Genomic DNA, 20123 nt, shown 5'->3' with positions numbered 1-20123 from the left:
CGGATGTGCCTAGTGGCGAAAGTGGCGAACGCCGGTGAAGACCATCGCCACATTGTGTTCGTCGGCGGCGGCGATGACTTCCTCGTCGCGCATCGAGCCGCCCGGCTGGATGACCGCGGTGGCGCCGGCGGCAATGGCGGCCAGCAGGCCGTCCGCGAACGGATAAAAGGCCTCGGAGGCAACGGCCGCACCGCGGGTCAGGGGCGTTTCCAGGCCCATGGCCTTGGCGGCGTCCTCGGCCTTCATGGCGGCGATACGGGCTGAATCGACACGGCTCATCTGGCCGGCGCCGATACCGGCCGTCTGGCCATCCTTGGCGTAGATCACCGCATTCGACTTCACATGCTTGGCGATCTTGAAGGCGAACTTCATGTCTTCAAGCTCCTGCGCGGTCGGCGCACGCTTCGTCACCACCTTGAGCTCAAGGTCCTCGACCATGACATTGTCGCGAGTCTGCACCAGCAGGCCGCCCGAAACGGTCTTGGCAGTCAGAGCCGGCGAGCGCGGATCGGGAAGCGTTCCCGTCGTCAGCAGGCGAAGGTTCTTTTTCTGGGCAATGATCGCCTTAGCCTCGTCGGTGACTTCCGGCGCGATGATGACTTCCGTGAAGAGCTTGACGATCTCCTCGGCGGTCTCGGCATCGAGCACCTGGTTGAGAGCGATGATACCGCCGAATGCGGACACCGGATCGCAGGCGAGTGCCCGCGTGTAGGCATCCTTCAGCGTCGGCCCGGTGGCAACGCCGCACGGGTTGGCATGCTTGATGATCGCGCAGGCCGGGCCGTTCTCAGCCGGGAATTCCGCCACCAGTTCGAAGGCGGCATCCGTGTCGTTGATATTGTTGTAGGAGAGCTGCTTGCCCTGCAGCAGCGTGGCCGTCGCGACGCCCGGACGGTTCTCGCCGGTGACGTAGAAGGCGGCGCTCTGGTGCGGATTCTCGCCGTAACGCATCTCTTCCTTGAGTGCGCCACCGATTACACGGTGGCGCGGCGCCTTGATATCGAGCGCTTCAGCAAACCAGTTGGAAATCGCCGCGTCGTAGGCCGCAGTGCGGGCAAATGCCTTGGCAGCAAGGGTCTGGCGAAGCCCGTAGCCGGTCTCGAAGCCGTTCGCCTTCAGGGCGTCCGTCACCTCGGCATAATCCGCCGGATCGGTGACGATCGTCACATAGGCATGGTTCTTGGCAGAGGCGCGGATCATCGCCGGTCCGCCGATATCGATGTTCTCGACCGTGGTCGGGTAATCGCCGCCCGCCGCCCGCACACTTTCGAACGGATAGAGGTTGATGACGACGAGATCGATGGCGTCGATGCCGTGCTTGGCCATCGCAGCCTGGTGTTCCTCGTCGTCGCGGATCGCCAGCAGACCACCATGGACCTTCGGATGCAGCGTCTTGACCCGGCCGTCCATGATTTCCGGAAAGCCTGTGACTTCCGAAACGTCGGTCACCGGCAGGCCGGCTTCGGCGATCGCCTTGTGCGTGCCGCCGGTCGACAGCAGCCTCACTCCGCCTTCGCTCAGCGTCCTGGCAAGTTCCACGATGCCGCTCTTGTCGGAGACGGAAAGCAGCGCGGTCTTGATCTTGACCTTGTCGGGCGCGGGGATTTTCTTCGAGATGACGGCCATGGTGTTCGAGCTCCGGTTTGCCCCGGACGGGGGAAATCGCCCGGGAAGGGCGGCGATCAGGGATAAGTCGCAGCCGCGTTACCATAGCTTGGTGAAAGATAAAACCGGCGATCTCTGCCGAATCCTAGCGAATCCGGCTAATTTCCCAGCGGATTTCCGGCGTCTGGCCGAGATCAAAGCCGATTTCGATCTGTTCGGTGCCGCGAATGCCGGTGGTATCGGCGAAATAGATGCTCTCGGCCAGCACGATGTCATTGCCGAAGGAATAGAACCGCCAGGTCTCTCCATTCGGCGCATTCAGCAGCACCGTATCCGCCGACTTCTGCTCGGCCACGATCGCCGGGTGAATGTGGAAGCGCGCAACCGCATAATGGCCTTCCTGCGGATCGATCGGACCACCTTCCGGCGGAAAGAACCGGTCGCGTCCGCCAATGGCCGTTCCCTCGGCATTCATCATCAGCTCGCGGCCGCAGAGCAGCCCGAACGACGGCAGGTAACCGTCATGGACCGCAGCGAGGCTGTCATGGCCGGCCTTGGTCTGCTTGCGCTCGACCTCCACCGACGTGACGCCGTTCAGGAAGATCGGACCGAGATAGTCGGAATGCGAGAATTCCGCATGCGAGCTGTCGTTGAGGGTCACCGCGCTATGCGCTGCCGTCATCCTCGCCGCCTGCTGCAGGTCTTCCTGCGGCAGTTCCGGACGCCCGGCATTGACGATGTAGCGATAGCCGCCCGACGACATTTCAAACGACAGGCAGCCGGCATGCGCCTCCCTGGAAAGGTCGGGAGACTGCGGATGGCCGGTGTCGACGATCACCGTGGTCGCGCCGCCCGCCATACGATGAAACCCCATATGCGGCAGCGCCTTGAACGGCTGTCCGGCCGTTTCATCATAGCGCAGCACCGATACGAGTTCGTTGGCCGGCGTCACCGTGGCACCGTTGAAGAGCGCGAGTTCGCCGTTCTGGTGGCGGAAGAAGCGCAGCGCCGGATAGATGCGGTCGATCGCCGGGATCAGCTTCGACGGCACTTCCAGGCCGAGATTGAGATAGGTCTGGCGAAGCGGCAGGAGATCAATCAGCAGATCGAGCGTCGCCCGCGGATTACGCGAAATATGGCCTCCGTCGGCAAGAATCTGGCGTTCCAGTTCGCGGTCGAGATCCCGGCTCGCCCTTGCCACCACCCGTCCCCGAATTGGAACGCAGATCGACATCATCGCCAGCGCGATCTTTACCAGCAGGCGGTTCTCCCCGTCGGGCACCGTCTTCGATATTGCCTGGAGAAAGGTGATCTGGGCGTTCAGCGCCTTCATGAAGCGCTTGTAGAAGCCCTGCTCCGCGCCCTGAAGAATGACCGGCGAATGCGACAACCACGCCGTCACCCGGCGGGCGACGACCTCGTCGCGCCAGGCGGGGCCGGACTTGTAGCGGCCGTTGGCGGCTATCCAGTCATCGATGATGCGCCGCACGTTGGCACAGGCCTCGTCGCTGCGGTCAGCCCTGACATGCCGCAGCCAGGAAAAGGACTGCAGCTGAACGGCGAATCCTTCGGAAGGCAACGGCTGACGGAACGGCGACTTGCCGCCGGCATCGAAAAGATAGCCTGCCAAGGCGAATCGCCCGTTCAGGACCTCGTTTCCGGCAAAGGAATCGATCGCTCTCAGGTCCGTCGGTGCCACAAGCAGACGGTCGCCGGTCGGCCCGCTGCCGCCCAACATCCGTCCGAGCAAAGCCAACCGCCGACGGGCCCTGCGGAGGGTCTCGCGTCCATACAGTTGAAGCTTGTGACGTCGATCCGACATCCTACCGGTCAATTCCAAAGTCTCCGCATAGTCCTAAGCGATCGCGCCACGGAGGAGTCACGTGGCCTTGGTGGGGCTCAAAACGATTCGCGCCCCATCAATATCAGCAGAGTATTGGAAAAGAAATAACAGGTTATCTCAAGAGCGCCGCTTGAGAATACACGCAAAAAAGCCGTCCAGTCCGAAGGCGTTACCTTCGGCACTGACCTGCATATCGGGAGTAGTTCTGATCTCTCCTTTACCAGAAATCAGATATGCAAAATCGGGCCAATCTTGGGCCTGAATCGGCACGCGCTCCAAGCCGTTTATTTCACTCAATATTTTCTCGATCATCGCCTCTCCCTCGGCCTTGTCGAGCGAGCAGTTGGAAAAAACGATGGTGCCGCCGACCCGAATCAGCCCGGCGGCATGCCGTAGCAGTCGCTGCTGCACACCCGCAAGCTTCTCGATGTCGGCCTCAGTCTTCGTCCAGAAGACATCCGGATGCCGCCTTGCCGTTCCCGTCGAGGAGCAAGGCGCATCGAGGAGCACGGCATCGAAGAGCGCCTCAGGCTGGTAATCGGCTGCGTCTGCCTCGACGAGCTCGGCGCGGAGGCCAAGCCGCTCCAGATTGGAGCGAAGCCGGGCCAGCCGGCTGCGGGATTTTTCGACCGCGGTCACTTCGGCGCCGGCAAGGACCAGCTGTGCGGTCTTGCCGCCCGGCGCCGCGCAGAGATCCGCCACGCGCTGGCCACGGATGTCCCCGAACAGCCGCGCGGGAATGCTGGCCGCAGCATCCTGCACCCACCATTCTCCCTCGGCAAACCCGGGGAGATCGGGAATGAAGCCAGCTGCCGCACCCAGACGCACGCTGCCGGTCACCAGCACCCGGCCGCCAAGCCGCTCCGCCCAGCCGGCAGGGTCCGATTTTACCGTCAGGTCGATCGCAGCCGGCTGATTATGGGATTCGGCGATTTTTTGCGCCGTCTCCTTGCCGTAATCGGCAACCAGCCTGTCCATGAACCATTCCGGAATCACCGAAATGGACGCAGTCTCTCGCAGGATGTCCGGCTTCCTGCGCGACATGTTGCGCAGGACGGCATTGGCAAGCTTCGCGAAACGTCGGCTGCGAGGGTCACGGGTGGCGAGTTCGACGGCGATATCCACCGCCGAATGGTCCGGAATATCGAGATAGAGGATCTGAGCAGCCCCGACGGCCAGCAGGTGGTAGAGCGAACGCGCACCCTCGGGCAGCGGATTATCGATGAGCATGGAAAGTGCCGCGTCGATCCGCGGCAGATGGCGAAGCGCCGTCGTCAGGATAGCCCTGACCAGTGCCTGGTCGGCAGCGCTGAGCGCCTTGTAGGCGGGATTGCCGCCCTCGGCATCCAGCATGCCGTCGAGTGAGGTCTTGCGGTCGACGACCGCGCCGAGCAACTTGGCCGCGGCAGCGCGTGCTTCAAGGCCAGGCTTCTGCTCCCGCTCGATAGCCGCCTTACCGGTCTCGCCACTGGGATTGTTGCGCCTGTTCTGTTTTTTCCTGCTTACGCGTTCATTCAAGACCACGGACCTTTCGGCGGTTGATTGTCACCGCGTCCCCATCCCGCAGCAGGAACCGAGCGCGCCTTGCGGGTCGGCTTAGCAGGGGCGACAGTCTCCGTCGAGTGGTTCATCTCACCGCTCGCTGCCATCTGTTGCAGCGCCGCGATCCGGTTTTCCGTGTTCGGGTGGGTCGAGAAGAGATTGTCCATCCGCTCCCCGGAGAGCGGATTGATGATGAACATGTGCGCGGTTGCCGGGTTGCGCTCCGCGTCCATGTTCGGCGTCGTCTCGGCCGCTCCGGCGATCTTTGCCAGCGCCGAGGCGAGCCAGAGCGGATTGCCGCAGATTTCGGCGCCACGCCGGTCCGCCTCGTATTCACGCGTCCGGCTGATTGCCATCTGCACCAGCATAGCCGCCAGCGGCGCGACGATCATGGCGACGAGCACACCGACAAAACCGAAGGGATTGTTGCTGTCCCGCCGATCACCGAAGAAGAAGGCGAAGTTCCCGAGCATGGATATCGCACCGGCAAGCGTCGCGGTGATTGTCATCGTCAGGGTGTCGCGATGCTGGACGTGCGCCAGTTCATGCGCCATGACGGCCGAAACCTCCTCCGGAGACAGCCTGTTGAGCAAGCCGGTCGATGCGGCGACAGCCGCATTCTCGGGATTGCGGCCGGTGGCAAAGGCGTTCGGTTGCGGGCTTTCGTAGAGATAGACCTTCGGCATCGGAAGCCCGGCATTCTGCGACAGCCGGCGAATGATGGCATGGAACTCAGGCGCATTGGCCTCGTCGATCTCTTGCGCATGGTAGGCGGAGAGCACCATCCGGTCGGAATTCCAGTAGGAGAAGAAATTCATGCCCGCCGCAATCACCAGCGCGATCAGCATGCCGCTCTGGCCGCCGATCAGGTAGCCCACGCCCATGAACAGCGCCGTCATGAACGCCAGCAGCATTGCAGTCCTAACGAGGTTCATTGTCCTGTCTCCTGTCCTTCCATTGGCATGAGAACGCATTGGCCTATAATATGGTTCATCGATGAAGTGGCGATCGCCCCGGGCGATATCAATATGCCAGTCAATTGCGAAGCGGTAAGAAAAGACGATGGAAGAGAAAAATTCGCCAGACCTGGCAAACGACAACAGTGACGCCGGAGATCGGAAGCCTGACCTGCCCCCGGCGGCCTTGAGGGCGCTGAAGGAAGCCGAGGAACGCCGGAAGGCCGCGGAGAAAGCCGCCATGCCGCGAGAGATCGGCGGGCGCGGCGGTCCCGACCCGGCACGTTTCGGTGACTGGGAAATCAAGGGCCGGGCCATCGATTTCTGACAACGGGCCGCTTCGGGCCAGACGTGAAAAAGGCGGCGCCATCAGGCGCCGCCTTTGTTGCGTGCGGTGCTATCCTGGATCAGAATTCTTCCCAGTCGTCCTGGGAGATCGCAGTATTTCCGGAAACCGCCGGCATGCGCCGGACAGGTGCCTTCACTTCGCTGCGCGCTGGCTGGCTGACCGGCGGAGTGTAGCGTGTCGCGGCAGAATGCGCAGCGCTGCCGCCGGTGCGGAAGCGAGCGACCAGCGACTGCAGCACCTTGGCTTCATCGTTCAGCGCAGCGCTAGCCGCAGTCGTTTCTTCCACCATCGCGGCATTCTGTTGCGTGACCTGATCCATCTGGTTGACGGCAGCATTGATCTCCTTCAGGCCGACGGCCTGCTCGGAGGCGGAGCCGGAAATCTGCTGAATCAGGCCGTTGATCTGTAGAACCTGCTGGGCAATGTTTTCCAGTGCGCGGCCGGTCTTGCCGACGAGATCCACGCCTTCGCCGACCTGCGTTTCCGAGGCATTGATCAGTGCCTTGATCTCCTTGGCCGCATTGGCCGAACGCTGGGCGAGCTCGCGCACTTCCTGCGCGACCACGGCGAAGCCCTTGCCCGCCTCGCCGGCACGAGCGGCCTCGACGCCTGCGTTCAACGCCAGAAGGTTGGTCTGGAACGCGATCTCGTCGATCACGCCGATGATGCGGCTGACCTCCTGCGAGGACTGTTCGATGCCGTGCATGGCGGCAATAGCCTTCTGCACGATCTCGCCCGACTTGCCGGCATCGGCATTCGCCTTGTCGACGGAACTTGCCGCATGCCGTGCGTTCTCGGCACTGGAATTGACCTGCGAGGTCAGCTGGTCGAGCGCTGCGGCGGTTTCTTCCAGGCTGGCAGCCTGCTTTTCCGTTCGCTGCGACAGATCGTTGGCGCTTTGCGAGATCTCGTGCGTGCCGTTGCCTATGCTGCTGACAGAACCCGACAGTGTCTGGATGGTTTCCTCGAGGCTTTCGACAGTTGAATTGAAGTCCGCCTTGAGCTTCGCGTAATCCCCGGGGAAATCGCCTTGCAGGCGGTAGGTCAGGTTGCCGGCGGCGAGCTGCGACAGACCGTCAGCGAGACGGGAGACGACGTCCTGCTGGATCGCCGCCGCGGCGTTGCGCTCCTGTTCCGCCTTGGCCTTTTCGGCTTCGGTCAGCTGGCGCTGCTCGTTGGCCACGCCTTCGAGCCGCACGGCATCCGCCAGCTTGTGCCGGAAACCTTCCAGCGCACTGGCGACAGCGCCGGTTTCATCCGCCCGGTCCTGTCCGGACACCGGCGTGGTGTAGTCACCGCGGCTGAGATTGGCAACATCGCTGACCAGGCTCGCCATCGGCTTCTGCACGAAGCGGCGGACAGCGAGATAGAGGCCGCCGAGTGCGGCGAGAAGAACGACGAGACCACCGGCGATCATCAACTTGGTCTGTGCGTCGACCTGCTCGGCGACGACAGCGCTTGGAATATCGACCAGGACGACCCAACGTGCATTCACGCCAGGAAGATCGAAGGGATAGATGAGCCGGCTGTAGCTCTCGCCATCGGCGTCGGCGATGTTGTCGATCTCACCAGGCTTGGCGTCGGAAAGGGCTGCCTTCATCAGTTCCGGATTCTGCCCGTCGAACTCCTTCATCATCGCGTCCGAGGTCGGGCCGACCAGCCATTTCAGATCCTGGGACAGAAGCATGACCCGGCCCGTGCCGAACGGCTTCATGGCGCCGAGCTTCTGCGAAAGGGAGGCGAGCGAAATATCGGCGCCGGAGACGCCGATCAGCTTGCCGCCGGACATCACCGGATAGGCGATCGAGCTCATGATCGTCGGGACGTCGGTTCCTTCGGCCAGGTAGGGCTTGGTGATCGCGCCTTTGAGGCTCTTGGCCGCCGCGGCGTACCATTCCGCATTGTAGTCCACGGCAAAGGTGCCGAACTGTATGTTGCCGTTTCGATCTTTCGACCAGTAAGGCGAGAATGCTCCATCCGCATTGCCGCCGAACTCGGTCTTGCCCTTGAACTCGGCCTGCTGACCGTCAAAAGCGTTCGGCGCCTCCGCCATCCAACTGCCGAAGGCGAACGGGTTCTGCTCCAGGTTGGCTCTGAGAATATTGATCGTTCCCTTGCGGTCGAGAAGTTTGCCGGCATGCGTGTGGCCAATGACACCGGCCATTGAGCGGGCGGCGCTGGAAATCTCGCCGACATCCGCGGCAATGCTCATCGCGATCGCCTTCGCTTCGGCCTGCGCCTGGTCAAGAGCCAGATGCTGCACCCGGTCGCCGGTCTGCGAAATGAGGAAGAAGTTCGAAATGAGAAGAAGGAGAGCAATTGTCGATCCCGTCACAAGGATCAGTTTTGCGGCAATGGACCGCTGGGCAAAATTCCGCATGGAGCCTCTCGCATTGAAATCATGGCCGCGCGTGGGGAACGCGCGCCGGCATATGGCATCATTGATTGAAAGCGCCCCTTCATGGAGCTAGATGGCGGCGCGCAGGCCGGCAGATGACCCAGAGAGATCATCATCGACGCTCAGTCTTACGCATTTTCGATTAATAAAATTTGAAGCGATTCCCGGGCCTGCCGGGTGGTCCGGCATTGCGAGCGGGATTTTGCCCATGGGAAACGGTCGCCGTGTCTGGACATGGAATTAGGCAAGGACCAAATTTATAGCGCCGGCCCATGATTCGCCCCTTTTTCCCTGCCTCGATAGCTGGGCAATGCCCGGGGGCAGTCATTCGTCGGCATGCACAGGCCGAAATCCTTAAGGCAGAACGCCTCATGCCGGATCGCTGTATCCGGCGCGGACAATGAATGTCCGGGATTCCGAACCTGTCTTCGAGCCGGCTTGCCGGTTCTGCCGGACGGTTGTTCCTTGCCAGGCGACCGTCCGGTTTCTGTCCTAGACAGCATTCCTTTCGCAAAGCTGGAATGATGACGGTGGCGGTACCAGTTTCGCCACTTCCCACGAGCCGCGCGGCCATCCACGTCGGTCACAGGCAACGACCAGACAGGCTCCGGCCCTGATCGACAGCCAAAGCTCCGCATATCCGGGCCCCGACCGTCAAAATCCGGCGCTGCCTGCTTTTTTTTATGGGCGACAGAACTATTTGTGCTAGTTCATTGCCGCAAACAGCAGACCAGCTCGCTTAGACATCTTCACCCGGGCGCACCTTCGTCAGTGATGCTCGAAGATCAAACAACGACTTGTCCCAACAGCATCTCGCGCCTGAGAGGAGGGTATCCATGACTTTCAAACCACACGGCAAACACCTTATCGCCGGAGAATGGGTCGCAAGCGACACGACGTTCGACTCCTCGCCTGCCCACGGCCCCAGCCATACATTCTCGGCCGGAACACCGGCTCAGGTCGACAAGGCCGCCAAGGCCGCTGAAGAGGCATTCTGGAGCTTCGGCTATTCAAGCCGTGCCGAACGTGCAGCCTTCCTCAACAAGTTCGCCGACGAGATCGAGGCCCGTGCCGAGGCGATCACCGAGATTGGCAGCCAGGAAACGGGACTCCCCGAGGCACGCCTTCAGGGCGAGCGCGGCCGCACCACCGGCCAGCTGCGCCTGTTCGCCAGCCATATCGAAAAGGGCGACTATCTCGACCGCCGCCACGATGCGGCGCTCCCGGATCGCCAGCCCCTGCCGCGCCCGGAACTGCGGATGATGCAGCGTCCGATCGGCCCGGTCGCCGTCTTCGGCGCGTCCAACTTCCCGCTTGCCTTCTCCGTCGCGGGTGGCGACACGGCAGCGGCACTCGCCGCCGGTTGCCCGGTCGTGGTCAAGGGCCATTCCGCCCATCCCGGCACCGGCGAAATCGTCGCCGAGGCCGGTCTGGCCGCCGTCAAGGCCAGCGGCATCCATCCGGGCGTCTTCTCGGTGATCCAGGGCGGCAGCCGCGAAGTCGGCCAGTCGCTCGTCCAGCATCCCCTGATCAAGGCCGTCGGCTTCACCGGCAGCCTCGGTGGCGGTCGCGCACTCTTCGATCTCTGCGCATCGCGTCCGGAACCGATCCCCTTCTTCGGCGAACTGGGCTCGGTCAACCCGATGTTCATCCTGCCGGAAGCACTTTCGGCGCGCGGCAGCGCGATTGCCAAGGGCTGGGTCGGATCGCTGACCATGGGCGCCGGCCAGTTCTGCACCAATCCCGGCATCGCCGTTCTGGTGAAGGGGCCACAGGCAGATGCCTTCATCGCCGACGCCAAGGAAGGTCTTGCCGCGGTCGCGCCGCAGACCATGCTGACGGACGGCATCGCCGAAGCCTATCGCAGCGGCGCCCGCCGCATCGAAGGCAACACGGCTGTCCAGTCCCTTCTGACCTCCATGTGCAACAACCGCGATGCCGCACCGTATCTTTTCCAGACGGACGCCAAGTCCTGGCTGGAAAACCATGAGCTCGGCGAAGAAGTGTTCGGCCCGCTCGGCCTGATCGTCCTCGCCGACACGGCCGAAGACATGCTGCTGATTGCCCGCAAGCTCGAAGGCCAGCTGACCACGACGCTGCATCTCGACGCCGGTGACAGCGAATTCGCCCGCAAGCTGCTGCCGATCCTGGAACGCAAGGCCGGCCGTGTCCTGGCCAACGGCTTCCCAACCGGTGTCGAAGTCTGCGACTCGATGGTCCATGGCGGTCCGTACCCGGCATCGACGAACTTTGGTGCCACCTCTGTCGGCACGCTGTCGATCCGCCGCTTCCTGCGCCCGGTCTGCTACCAGAACATTCCGGCCGATATCCTGCCGGCAGACTTCGCCTGATCGCAGGTCACTTAGTAAGCCAAATCAGACAAAAGCCCTCCTGCGTTTCCGCGGGAGGGCTTTTTCACTGCGCTTGGCGCTGCAGCGTCAGGCGGCAGCGGCCTTGTTCTGCCGGTTGGCAATCAGATCGTCGACAACGCCGGGATCGGCCAGCGTCGAGGTATCTCCGAGCGCACCGAAATCGTCCTCGGCGATCTTGCGCAGGATGCGGCGCATGATCTTGCCCGAACGGGTCTTCGGCAGCCCCGGCGCGAACTGGATCTTGTCCGGAGAGGCGATCGGTCCGATTTCACTGCGGACATGCTTGATCAGGTCCGCCTTGAGTGCGTCGGACGGGTCTTCGCCGGACATCAGCGTGACATAGCAATAGATGCCCTGCCCCTTGACCGGATGCGGATAGCCGACGACGGCGGCTTCCGACACCTTGTGATGCGAAACCAGCGCCGATTCCACTTCGGCCGTGCCCAGACGGTGGCCTGAAACGTTGAGCACGTCGTCAACGCGGCCGGTGATCCAGTAATAGCCGTCCTCGTCACGGCGGCAGCCATCACCCGTGAAGTACTTGCCCTTGTAAGTCGAGAAATACGTCTGGATGAAGCGATGGTGGTCGCCGTAGACCGAACGGGCCTGTCCCGGCCAGCTGTCGGCAATGCAGAGATTGCCGTCCGTCGCACCTTCGAGCAGGTTGCCTTCATTATCGACCAGCTCCGGCTTGATGCCGAAGAAGGGACGCGTCGCGGAGCCCGGCTTGGTGTCTGTCGCGCCCGGCAGCGGCGTGATCATGATGCCGCCGGTTTCCGTCTGCCACCAGGTGTCGACGATCGGGCAGCGCTCGTCGCCAACGACGCGGTGATACCATTCCCAGGCTTCCGGATTGATCGGCTCGCCGACCGAGCCGAGCAGCCGCAGCGTCGAGCGGTCGGACCGCTTGACGAATTCGTCGCCGGCGCCCATCAGCGAGCGGATGGCAGTCGGCGCCGTGTAGAAGATATTGACCTTGTGCTTGTCGACGATTTCCCAGAAGCGGCCGGCATCCGGGAAGGTCGGCACGCCCTCGAACATCAGCGTCGTCGCACAGTTCGATAGCGGCCCGTAGACGATGTAGGAATGCCCGGTGACCCAGCCGACGTCGGCCGTACACCAGTAGATGTCCCCGTCGTGATAGTCGAAGACATATTCATGCGTCATCGAGGCGTAGACAAGGTAGCCGCCCGTGGTATGCAGCACGCCCTTCGGCTTGCCGGTCGAGCCGGATGTATAGAGAATGAAGAGCGGATCCTCCGCCTTCATCTTGGCCGGCGGGCAGTCAGCCTTAACGGTGTGGATTTCCTCGTGATACCAGATATCACGGCCAGGCGCCCAGCCGACCTTGCCGCCGGTACGGCGAACGACGAGCACCTTGTTGACGATGACATACTGCTTGGCAGCAATGTCGATCGCGGTATCGGTGTTCTCCTTGAGAGCAATCGGCTTGCGGCCACGCAGGCCCTCGTCGCAGGTGATGATAAAGGTCGACTCACAGTCGACCAGACGACCGGCAAGCGCTTCAGGAGAGAAGCCGGCGAAGACCACCGAGTGAATGGCGCCGATGCGGGCACAGGCCAGCATCGCATAGGCCGCTTCCGGAATCATCGGCATGTAGATCGTGACGCGGTCACCCTTCTTCACGCCGTGCTTCTTCAGAACGTTCGCCATGCGGCAGACGTGCTCGTAAAGCTCGTTATAGGTGATCTTCTTGTCGATGTAGGGGTTGTCGCCTTCCCAGATGATGGCGGTCCGGTCGCCATGCGTCTTCAGATGACGGTCGATGCAGTTATAGGAGACATTGGTTATGCCGTCCTCGAACCACTTGATCGGCACCTTGCCCTTGAACGACGTGTTCTTCACCTTTGTATAGGGCTTGAACCAGTCGATCCGGCGCCCGTGCTTGTCCCAGAACTTCTCGGGCTCCTCAATGCTTTCCTGGTACCATTTCTGATAGCGGTCGTTATCGATCAGCGCGCGATCCTTGACCGCCTTCGTAACCGGATAGGTTTTCACCGACATAATCTCCTCCCGTGTGCATGACAGGACGTCCTCCCGTCCCACTTGTTCTGGCAAGATAAGAACTGAAATAAACAAGGCAATCAAGCGTCAGCAATTCGCATTCGAAAGAATTGCATTTATGACACATTGCGTTTATAGAAGGCGCGAAAATCCCGGAAATTGTGGTTTGACCCACGGCCCGCGCCCCCGGAGCGGACGGACAGAAGGACTTTATCTATGGCTCAACAACTGCTGATGCCGAAGGCGACCGCCGTCTGGCTCGTTGACAACACATCCCTGTCATTCGAACAGATTGCCCAGTTCTGCAAACTGCATCCTCTGGAAGTGAAAGCCATTGCCGACGGTGAATCCGCACAGGGCATCAAGGGACTCGATCCGATCTCGACTGGCCAGCTCTCCCGCGACGAAATAGCGCGGGCGGAAAAGGACACCGCCTACAAGCTGAAGCTCGCCGAACCGAAGGTCCGGGTTCCGGAATCGAAGCGCCGCGGCCCCCGTTACACGCCGGTTTCCAAGCGCCAGGATCGCCCGAACGCCATCCTCTGGCTCGTCCGCAACCATCCGGAACTGAAGGACGCGCAGATTTCGCGCCTGGTCGGCACCACCAAGTCGACAATCGAGCAGATCCGTGACCGCTCGCACTGGAATTCCGCCAACCTGACACCGATGGACCCGGTGACGCTTGGCCTCTGCAGCCAGATCGATCTCGACATGGAAGTCGAGAAAGCATCGAAGGGCCGGCCGCTGCCGACCGCCGCCGAAATGGGTGCGACACTCGAATCCGCGCGCGAGACCGAAAACTTCTCTTCGAACTATGCCGAAGAAGAGGAAAAGGAAATCGACGCAGACGCCGTCTTCGCCAAGCTCAAGTCGCTGAAGTCGGACACGGTCGAGGACGACGAAGACGATTTCCGCTGATTTCAGCACGGACGATCATTCAGACGATAAAAGGCCCCTCGCGGGGCCTTTTTTCATTCATGCCGCATGCTGCGCCGAGTGAGACCTGATCGCTTCGGTGATTTCTTCGAGAACCGCCGGGTCCTCGATTGTCGCCGGCATGGTCCACGGCATGCCGTCGGCGATCTTCTGCATGGTGCCTCTCAGGATCTTCCCCGATCGCGTCTTGGGCAACCGCTTGACCTGGATCGCCATCTTGAAGGCGGCAACCGGGCCGATTTCCTCGCGGATGAGGGCAACGATCTCGCGCTCCAGCTCCTTGGGGTCGCGATCGACGCCATTGTTGAGCACCAGGAAGCCGCAAGGCACCTGGCCCTTGATCGGATCGGCAATGCCGATCACCGCGCATTCGGCGACATCCGCATGCATGGCGCAGACTTCCTCCATCGCCCCGGTCGACAGACGGTGCCCGGCGACATTCACGATGTCATCGGTGCGCGACATGATGAAGATGTAGCCGTCCTCGTCGAGATAACCGGCATCCGACGTCTTGTAATAGCCGGGAAACTCGTCGAGGCATGAGCTGTGGAAGCGCTCATCCGCATTCCAGAACGTTGGCAGGCAGCCAGGCGGCAGCGGCAGCTTGACCACGACATTGCCGAGCGTGCCGTTCGGCACCGGATGACCGGCATCGTCGAGCACCTGCAGATCATAGCCCGGCATGGCGACCGCCGGCGATCCGTGCTTGACTGGCAGCAGATCGAGCCCGATCGGGTTGCCGGCGATCGGCCAGCCGGTTTCCGTCTGCCACCAATGGTCGATGACGGGCACCTTGAGCTTCTCTTCCGCCCATTTGAGCGTGTCCGGATCCGCGCGTTCGCCGGCGAGGAAGAGCGCCCGCAGGCCTGGCATCGGGTTTTCGGCGATGAAGTCGCCGTTCGGATCCTCCTTGCGGATGGCCCGGAAGGCCGTCGGCGCCGTGAACAGCACCCTGACATTGTGCTTGTTGATCACCCGCCAGAAGACCCCGGCATCGGGCGTGCCGATCGGCTTGCCCTCGAACAGGATCGTGGCATTGCCGTTCAGGAGCGGCGCATAGACGATGTAGGAATGTCCGACCACCCAGCCGATGTCCGAGGCGGCCCAGTAGGCCTCACCCGGTGAAACACCGTAGATGTTTCGCATCGACCACATCAGCGCCACCATGTGCCCGCCATTGTCACGCACGACACCTTTCGGCTGTCCGGTCGTTCCCGAGGTATAGAGGACGTAAAGGGGATCCGTCGCATCGACCGGCTCGCAATCGACGCGGGCGCCCTTTTCCAGCGCGACCTCGATCAGGGCGCGGAGATCATGGTCACGGCCGTCCAGGAGATCGGCCTTCAACTCCGGTCGCTGGACAATCAGGCAATGATCGGGCTTGACCTTCGAAATTTCGATTGCGTGATCGAGGAGCGGCTTGTAGGGCACCGTCCGGTTCGGCTCCAGCCCGCAGCTCGCCGATATGACGATCCGCGCTCCGCTGTCCTCGATGCGTTTGGCCAGTTCATGGGCCGCGAACCCGCCGAACACGACGGAGTGCACGGCCCCGATCCTCGCACAGGCCAGCATGGCGAAGACGGCCTCGGGGATCATCGGCATGTAGATGATCACCCGGTCGCCCTTTGTGACGCCGAAATCCTTCAGAACGCTGGCGCAGGCGTTCACCGATTCGAACAGCTGTTGGTAAGTATAGACGCGATCCCGCCCGGTGATGGCGCTCTCATAGATCAGCGCCGCCTGCTGGCCGTTGCCGGCAATGACGTGCCTGTCGATGCAATTGTAGCAGGTGTTGGTGATGCCGCCGGGAAACCACCGTCCATAGGTGCCCATCGCCGGATCGAAGATCGTCTGCGGAAAGACCGACCAATCGATGGACTCTGCGGCATTTTTCCAAAAGCCGATCGGATCGGCCTGCCATCCGGCATAGGCCGCCTTGTAGTTGTCTGCCATGCTCTCCTCCCATTACACATGCGTTCGCATGCGCTCCTCATGGGAAAAGATAGGAAAATCCGAATCAATTCGAAAGCGCTAAAACGCAGGAACGCGGGTGCATCCGCGATAAAAATTAAAAGGTTTGACGAAAGTCAGTTTCAACGCTCGCCGAAGATCGCCGACCCCACCCGAACGCTCGTCGCGCCGAACTCGACCGCCGTCTGGTAGTCGCCGGACATGCCCATGGAAAGCTTTGAAAGGCCCGCTTCGCCAGCCAGCTTCTGCAGCAGCGCGAAGTGCGGACCGGGGTTTTCCCCGGCCGGCGGAATACACATCAGGCCCTCGATGGGAAGTTTCAGCTCGTTGCGGCAGAAGTCGACGAAGGCAACCGCGTCATCGGGCGCAATTCCCGCCTTCTGCGGCTCGAGCCCCGTATTGACCTGGACATAGAGGCGAAGCGTCCGGTCCTGGCGCTCGATTTCGGCAGCAAGCGCCCGGGCGATCTTCTCCCGGTCCACCGTCTCGATCACATCGAACAGAGCCACGGCGTCCGCCGCCTTGTTGGACTGCAGCGGCCCGATCAGGTGCAATTCGATGCCACCGGTCTCCTGCTTCAGCTCCGGCCATTTCGACTGTGCTTCCTGGACACGGTTTTCGCCGAAGACCCGCTGGCCGGCGGCAATCGCCAGCCTGATGGTGTCGGCATCAAATGTCTTCGACACCGCGACCAGTGTCACACTGTCCTCGGCCCGCCCCGCGCGCTTTGCGGTTCCGGCGACATTGTTGAGAACTTCAGCGAGACGATCTGCGAGAACCATTGTCATTGCGTCCTTTTGCACCATGTATCGCCAAGTAGCCTTCCAGACCTTCATTGCCAAGCCGACGCCGGCAAATTTTGCCCGCAGCGCGGCGCTTTTGCCTTGCGCCCGCCGCCGCCGAACTTGACGCTCCAGCGGTTTCGTGGTGAAGGTCAGCCCCAATTCTCCCTGATTTCCGGAATTCTGAAAGACCATGGCCAACGAACGATATAATCCGCGTGACGCCGAGCCCCGCTGGCAGAAAAAGTGGACCGAAGACAAGGTCTTCGAGACCGACAACGGCGATCCCCGCGAAAAATATTACGTATTGGAAATGTTCCCCTACCCGTCCGGGCGCATCCACATGGGCCATGTCCGCAACTATGCGATGGGCGACGTGGTGGCACGCTACAAGCGCGCCCGGGGCTACAACGTTCTGCACCCGATGGGCTGGGACGCCTTCGGCATGCCTGCCGAAAATGCCGCCATGAAGAACAAGGTCCATCCCAAGGAATGGACCTACGAAAACATCGCCACCATGCGCGGCCAGCTGAAATCCATGGGCCTGTCCCTCGACTGGTCGCGGGAATTCGCGACCTGCGACGTCGAATACTACCAGCGCCAGCAGCATCTGTTCCTGGACTTCCTCGAGCATGGCCTGGTCTATCGCCGCCAGTCGAAGGTCAACTGGGATCCGGAAGACCAGACGGTGCTTGCCAATGAACAGGTGATCGACGGTCGCGGCTGGCGCTCCGGCGCCCTGGTCGAGCAGCGCGAACTGACGCAGTGGTTCTTCAAGATCACCGACTTTTCGCAGGACCTGCTGGATTCGCTGGACACACTCGACCAGTGGCCGGAAAAAGTGCGCCTGATGCAGAAGAACTGGATCGGCCGCTCCGAGGGCATGACCGTCCGCTGGGAGATCGTCGGCGAGACTGCGCCCGACGGCATGAGCGAAGTGACCGTCTATACGACCAGGCCCGACACCCTGTTCGGCGCGTCCTTCCTGGCGATTGCCGCCGATCATCCGCTGGCCAAGGCCGCGGCTGAGAAAAATGCCGAGATTGCCGCATTCTGCGAGGAATGCCGCCGGGCAGGGACGTCCCTGGCGGCGTTGGAAACGGCAGAGAAGAAGGGCATCGAGACCGGCATTCGCGTCCGGCATCCACTGGACCCGAACTGGGAACTGCCGGTCTACGTGGCCAATTTCGTTTTGATGGAATACGGCACGGGCGCCATTTTCGGCTGCCCCTCCGGCGACCAGCGCGACCTGGATTTCGCCCGCAAGTACGGCCTGCCGGTCGTACCGGTCGTCATGCCGGCGGACGGCGATGCTGCAAGCTTTACGGTCGGTGACACGGCCTATGTCGACGACGGCGTCATGATCAATTCCCGTTTCCTCGACGGCATGACGACTTCGGACGCATTCCAGGCCGTTGCCGAAAAGCTCTCCAGCCAGTCTCTCGGCAACCAGCCGCAAGGCGAGCGCAAGGTCAATTTCCGCCTGCGCGACTGGGGTATCTCCCGCCAGCGCTACTGGGGTTGCCCGATCCCGGTCATCCATTGCGACGATTGCGGTGTGGTTCCGGTGCCGAAGAAGGACCTGCCGGTCAAGCTTCCCGACGATGTGAGCTTCGATTTGCCCGGCAATCCGCTGGATCGCCATCCGACCTGGCGCCATGTGGCCTGCCCGGTTTGTGGCAAGGATGCCCGCCGCGAGACCGACACGATGGATACGTTTGTCGATTCGAGCTGGTATTACACCCGCTTCACCGCCCCGTGGGAAGACGCGCCGACCGATCCGGCTGTCGCCAACCGCTGGCTGCCGGTCGACCAGTACATCGGCGGGATCGAGCACGCGATCCTACATCTTCTCTATTCGCGCTTCTTCACCCGGGCCATGAAGGCGACGGGCCATGTCGACCTGGATGAACCCTTCAAGGGTCTGTTCACGCAGGGCATGGTCGTGCACGAAACCTATAGCCGCGGCGAGGGTGCCGCCCGCGAATGGCTCTCTCCGGCCGATATTCGCATCGAGGAAACCGACGGAAACCGTCGGGCCGTCCTGATGTCCTCCGGCGAGGAGATCAAGATCGGCTCGATCGAGAAGATGTCGAAGTCGAAGAAGAACGTCGTCGATCCGGACGACATCATCGCCTCCTACGGCGCCGATACGGCCCGCTTCTTCGTCTTGTCGGATTCTCCGCCGGACCGCGACGTGATTTGGTCCGAAGCCGGCGTCGAAGGCGCGCATCGGTTTGTGCAACGCGTCTGGCGCATCATCTCGGAAACGGTCGATCTGCTGCGATCTGTTGAGGCGAATCCGGCTAAGGAAGGTGCTTTCCTTTCAGTTTCGCAAGCAGCGCACAAGACGCTTAAGGCGGTGCAGGGCGACTACGACAAGCTCGCGTTCAACAAGGCCGTCGCCCGCATCTACGAACTCGTCAACGCCATGGCAGGACCATTTGCCGCGCTGGCGAAAGGCGAGGGGAGCAACGAGGACAAGGCCGCTGCGCGCGACGCAATCGAGCTTCTCATCCACATGATCGCCCCGATGACACCGCATCTGGCCGAGGAATGCTGGTCGGCTCTCGGCAATGAGACATTGATTTCGGAAACCGGCTGGCCGGCCTATGACGAGGCTCTGGTCGCCGACAACGAAATCGTGCTGCCCATTCAGGTCAACGGCAAGAAGAGAGCGGAATTGACAATCGCGCGCGATGCCGATCAAGATGCCGTCAAGGAAGCCGTTCTGGCCCTCGACCAGGTCCAGCATCACCTGAACGGTCAGCCGCCGAAGAAGATCATCGTGGTGCCGCAAAGGATCGTCAACATTGTCGTATAAGTCGAAATCCAGCATCCTTCGCCGGCTCGTCGTTGCCGCAACGCTTGGCCTCGCTCTGACATCGGCCGGCTGCCAGGTCCAGCCGCTTTATTCCCAGCAAGGCAAGGTGCCGGCGGAACTCGCATCCGTCGGCATATCGCAAGCAGGCGATCGTGTCGGGCTCGAAGTTCGCAACCGATTGATCTTCCTCATGTCCGGTGGCGCCGGCGAGCCGGCGAATCCGGCTTACGAGTTGAATCTCAAGATCAACACGAAGAGCCAGGGCGTTCTCATTGACAGTTCTTCGGATACGGCCAACGCTGGACGCGTTGTCGTGACCGGTGACTACACCTTGACCAGACTCTCCGACGGCGAGGTCCTGCGTGCCGCAAGCCGGAAGGCGACCGCACTCGTCGATTACTCGTCGCAGCAATTTGCCAAGATCCGTGCGGGACGCGACGCCGAGAATCGCGCGGCCAAGGAACTGGCCGAAATGATCCGTGCGGATCTGCTGGTGACGCTCTCGCAGCAGCCCATGTAG

Annotated in this window: 13 protein-coding genes; 5 read left to right on the top strand and 8 right to left on the bottom strand. The window is 61.9% G+C overall.

What is annotated here, in order from left to right:
- Window positions 1-9: 9 nt before the first annotated feature.
- The 4 genes from purH to htpX form a co-directional block, all read right to left on the bottom strand.
- Entirely contained in the window at window positions 10-1626 is a 1617-nt protein-coding gene (gene purH / locus ACU5AZ_RS10790) for a bifunctional phosphoribosylaminoimidazolecarboxamide formyltransferase/IMP cyclohydrolase (RefSeq protein ID WP_446822386.1), read from the bottom strand.
- Between the two features lie 124 nt (window positions 1627-1750).
- On the bottom strand, window positions 1751-3427 hold the full coding sequence (locus ACU5AZ_RS10785) for a heparinase II/III family protein (RefSeq protein ID WP_446822385.1): 1677 nt from the start codon (window positions 3425-3427) through the stop codon (window positions 1751-1753).
- 138 nt (window positions 3428-3565) lie between these two features.
- Window positions 3566-4972 carry an RsmB/NOP family class I SAM-dependent RNA methyltransferase gene (locus ACU5AZ_RS10780; protein WP_446822384.1) on the bottom strand — a complete coding sequence of 469 codons (1407 nt, stop codon included), beginning with the start codon at window positions 4970-4972 and terminating at the stop codon, window positions 3566-3568.
- Complete coding sequence (gene htpX, locus ACU5AZ_RS10775) at window positions 4963-5925, bottom strand: zinc metalloprotease HtpX (protein WP_446822383.1); 963 nt, start codon at window positions 5923-5925, stop codon at window positions 4963-4965. The genes ACU5AZ_RS10780 and htpX overlap by 10 nt, the downstream gene beginning before the upstream one ends.
- Before the next feature lie 127 nt (window positions 5926-6052).
- On the opposite strand from htpX, the gene ACU5AZ_RS10770 reads away from it, so the two are divergent.
- Entirely contained in the window at window positions 6053-6274 is a 222-nt protein-coding gene (locus tag ACU5AZ_RS10770) for a DUF1674 domain-containing protein (protein WP_446822382.1), read from the top strand.
- Window positions 6275-6353: 79 nt separating this feature from the next.
- On the opposite strand, the gene ACU5AZ_RS10765 is transcribed toward ACU5AZ_RS10770, so the two are convergent.
- The gene (locus ACU5AZ_RS10765) at window positions 6354-8675 is read right to left on the bottom strand and encodes a methyl-accepting chemotaxis protein (RefSeq protein WP_446822381.1); all 2322 of its coding nucleotides are present in this window, start codon (window positions 8673-8675) and stop codon (window positions 6354-6356) included.
- Between the two features lie 854 nt (window positions 8676-9529).
- Between ACU5AZ_RS10765 and ACU5AZ_RS10760 the strand changes: the two genes are divergently transcribed.
- The gene (locus ACU5AZ_RS10760) at window positions 9530-11044 is read left to right on the top strand and encodes an aldehyde dehydrogenase (NADP(+)) (protein ID WP_446822380.1); all 1515 of its coding nucleotides are present in this window, start codon (window positions 9530-9532) and stop codon (window positions 11042-11044) included.
- Window positions 11045-11131: 87 nt separating this feature from the next.
- Here the strand turns inward: ACU5AZ_RS10760 and acs are convergent, their stop codons facing one another.
- The gene (gene acs / locus ACU5AZ_RS10755) at window positions 11132-13090 is read right to left on the bottom strand and encodes an acetate--CoA ligase (protein ID WP_446822379.1); all 1959 of its coding nucleotides are present in this window, start codon (window positions 13088-13090) and stop codon (window positions 11132-11134) included.
- A 216-nt stretch (window positions 13091-13306) separates the two neighbouring features.
- Between acs and ACU5AZ_RS10750 the strand changes: the two genes are divergently transcribed.
- Complete coding sequence (locus ACU5AZ_RS10750) at window positions 13307-14008, top strand: DUF1013 domain-containing protein (protein WP_446822378.1); 702 nt, start codon at window positions 13307-13309, stop codon at window positions 14006-14008.
- Window positions 14009-14065: 57 nt separating this feature from the next.
- On the opposite strand, the gene ACU5AZ_RS10745 is transcribed toward ACU5AZ_RS10750, so the two are convergent.
- Window positions 14066-15979, bottom strand: coding sequence for a propionyl-CoA synthetase (locus ACU5AZ_RS10745; protein ID WP_446822377.1), 1914 nt, complete (start codon window positions 15977-15979; stop codon window positions 14066-14068).
- Between the two features lie 140 nt (window positions 15980-16119).
- The gene (locus ACU5AZ_RS10740) at window positions 16120-16779 is read right to left on the bottom strand and encodes a YggS family pyridoxal phosphate-dependent enzyme (protein ID WP_446822376.1); all 660 of its coding nucleotides are present in this window, start codon (window positions 16777-16779) and stop codon (window positions 16120-16122) included.
- Between the two features lie 193 nt (window positions 16780-16972).
- On the opposite strand from ACU5AZ_RS10740, the gene leuS reads away from it, so the two are divergent.
- Entirely contained in the window at window positions 16973-19603 is a 2631-nt protein-coding gene (gene leuS, locus ACU5AZ_RS10735; protein ID WP_446822375.1) for a leucine--tRNA ligase, read from the top strand.
- Window positions 19593-20123: an LPS assembly lipoprotein LptE gene (lptE, locus tag ACU5AZ_RS10730; protein ID WP_446822374.1), complete on the top strand. Its 531-nt coding sequence runs from the start codon at window positions 19593-19595 to the stop codon at window positions 20121-20123. The genes leuS and lptE overlap by 11 nt, the downstream gene beginning before the upstream one ends.

Source organism: Rhizobium sp. PAMB 3182, assembly GCF_052908355.1.
Note: the sequence above shows the minus strand (reverse complement) of the source record. Positions and strands in the feature narration are given on the sequence as shown.

Bases quoted from the DNA above. Each gene is read 5' to 3' on its own strand.
- ACU5AZ_RS10785 (WP_446822385.1), bottom strand. From the start codon at position 3,427: ATGTCGGATCGACGTCACAAGCTTCAACTGTATGGACGCGAGACCCTC.
- ACU5AZ_RS10745 (WP_446822377.1), bottom strand. From the start codon at position 15,979: ATGGCAGACAACTACAAGGCGGCCTATGCCGGATGGCAGGCCGATCCG.
- htpX (WP_446822383.1), bottom strand. From the start codon at position 5,925: ATGAACCTCGTTAGGACTGCAATGCTGCTGGCGTTCATGACGGCGCTG.
- ACU5AZ_RS10750 (WP_446822378.1), top strand. From the start codon at position 13,307: ATGGCTCAACAACTGCTGATGCCGAAGGCGACCGCCGTCTGGCTCGTT.
- ACU5AZ_RS10765 (WP_446822381.1), bottom strand. From the start codon at position 8,675: ATGCGGAATTTTGCCCAGCGGTCCATTGCCGCAAAACTGATCCTTGTG.
- ACU5AZ_RS10770 (WP_446822382.1), top strand. From the start codon at position 6,053: ATGGAAGAGAAAAATTCGCCAGACCTGGCAAACGACAACAGTGACGCC.
- ACU5AZ_RS10760 (WP_446822380.1), top strand. From the start codon at position 9,530: ATGACTTTCAAACCACACGGCAAACACCTTATCGCCGGAGAATGGGTC.
- ACU5AZ_RS10740 (WP_446822376.1), bottom strand. From the start codon at position 16,779: ATGGTTCTCGCAGATCGTCTCGCTGAAGTTCTCAACAATGTCGCCGGA.
- leuS (WP_446822375.1), top strand. From the start codon at position 16,973: ATGGCCAACGAACGATATAATCCGCGTGACGCCGAGCCCCGCTGGCAG.
- acs (WP_446822379.1), bottom strand. From the start codon at position 13,090: ATGTCGGTGAAAACCTATCCGGTTACGAAGGCGGTCAAGGATCGCGCG.
- purH (WP_446822386.1), bottom strand. From the start codon at position 1,626: ATGGCCGTCATCTCGAAGAAAATCCCCGCGCCCGACAAGGTCAAGATC.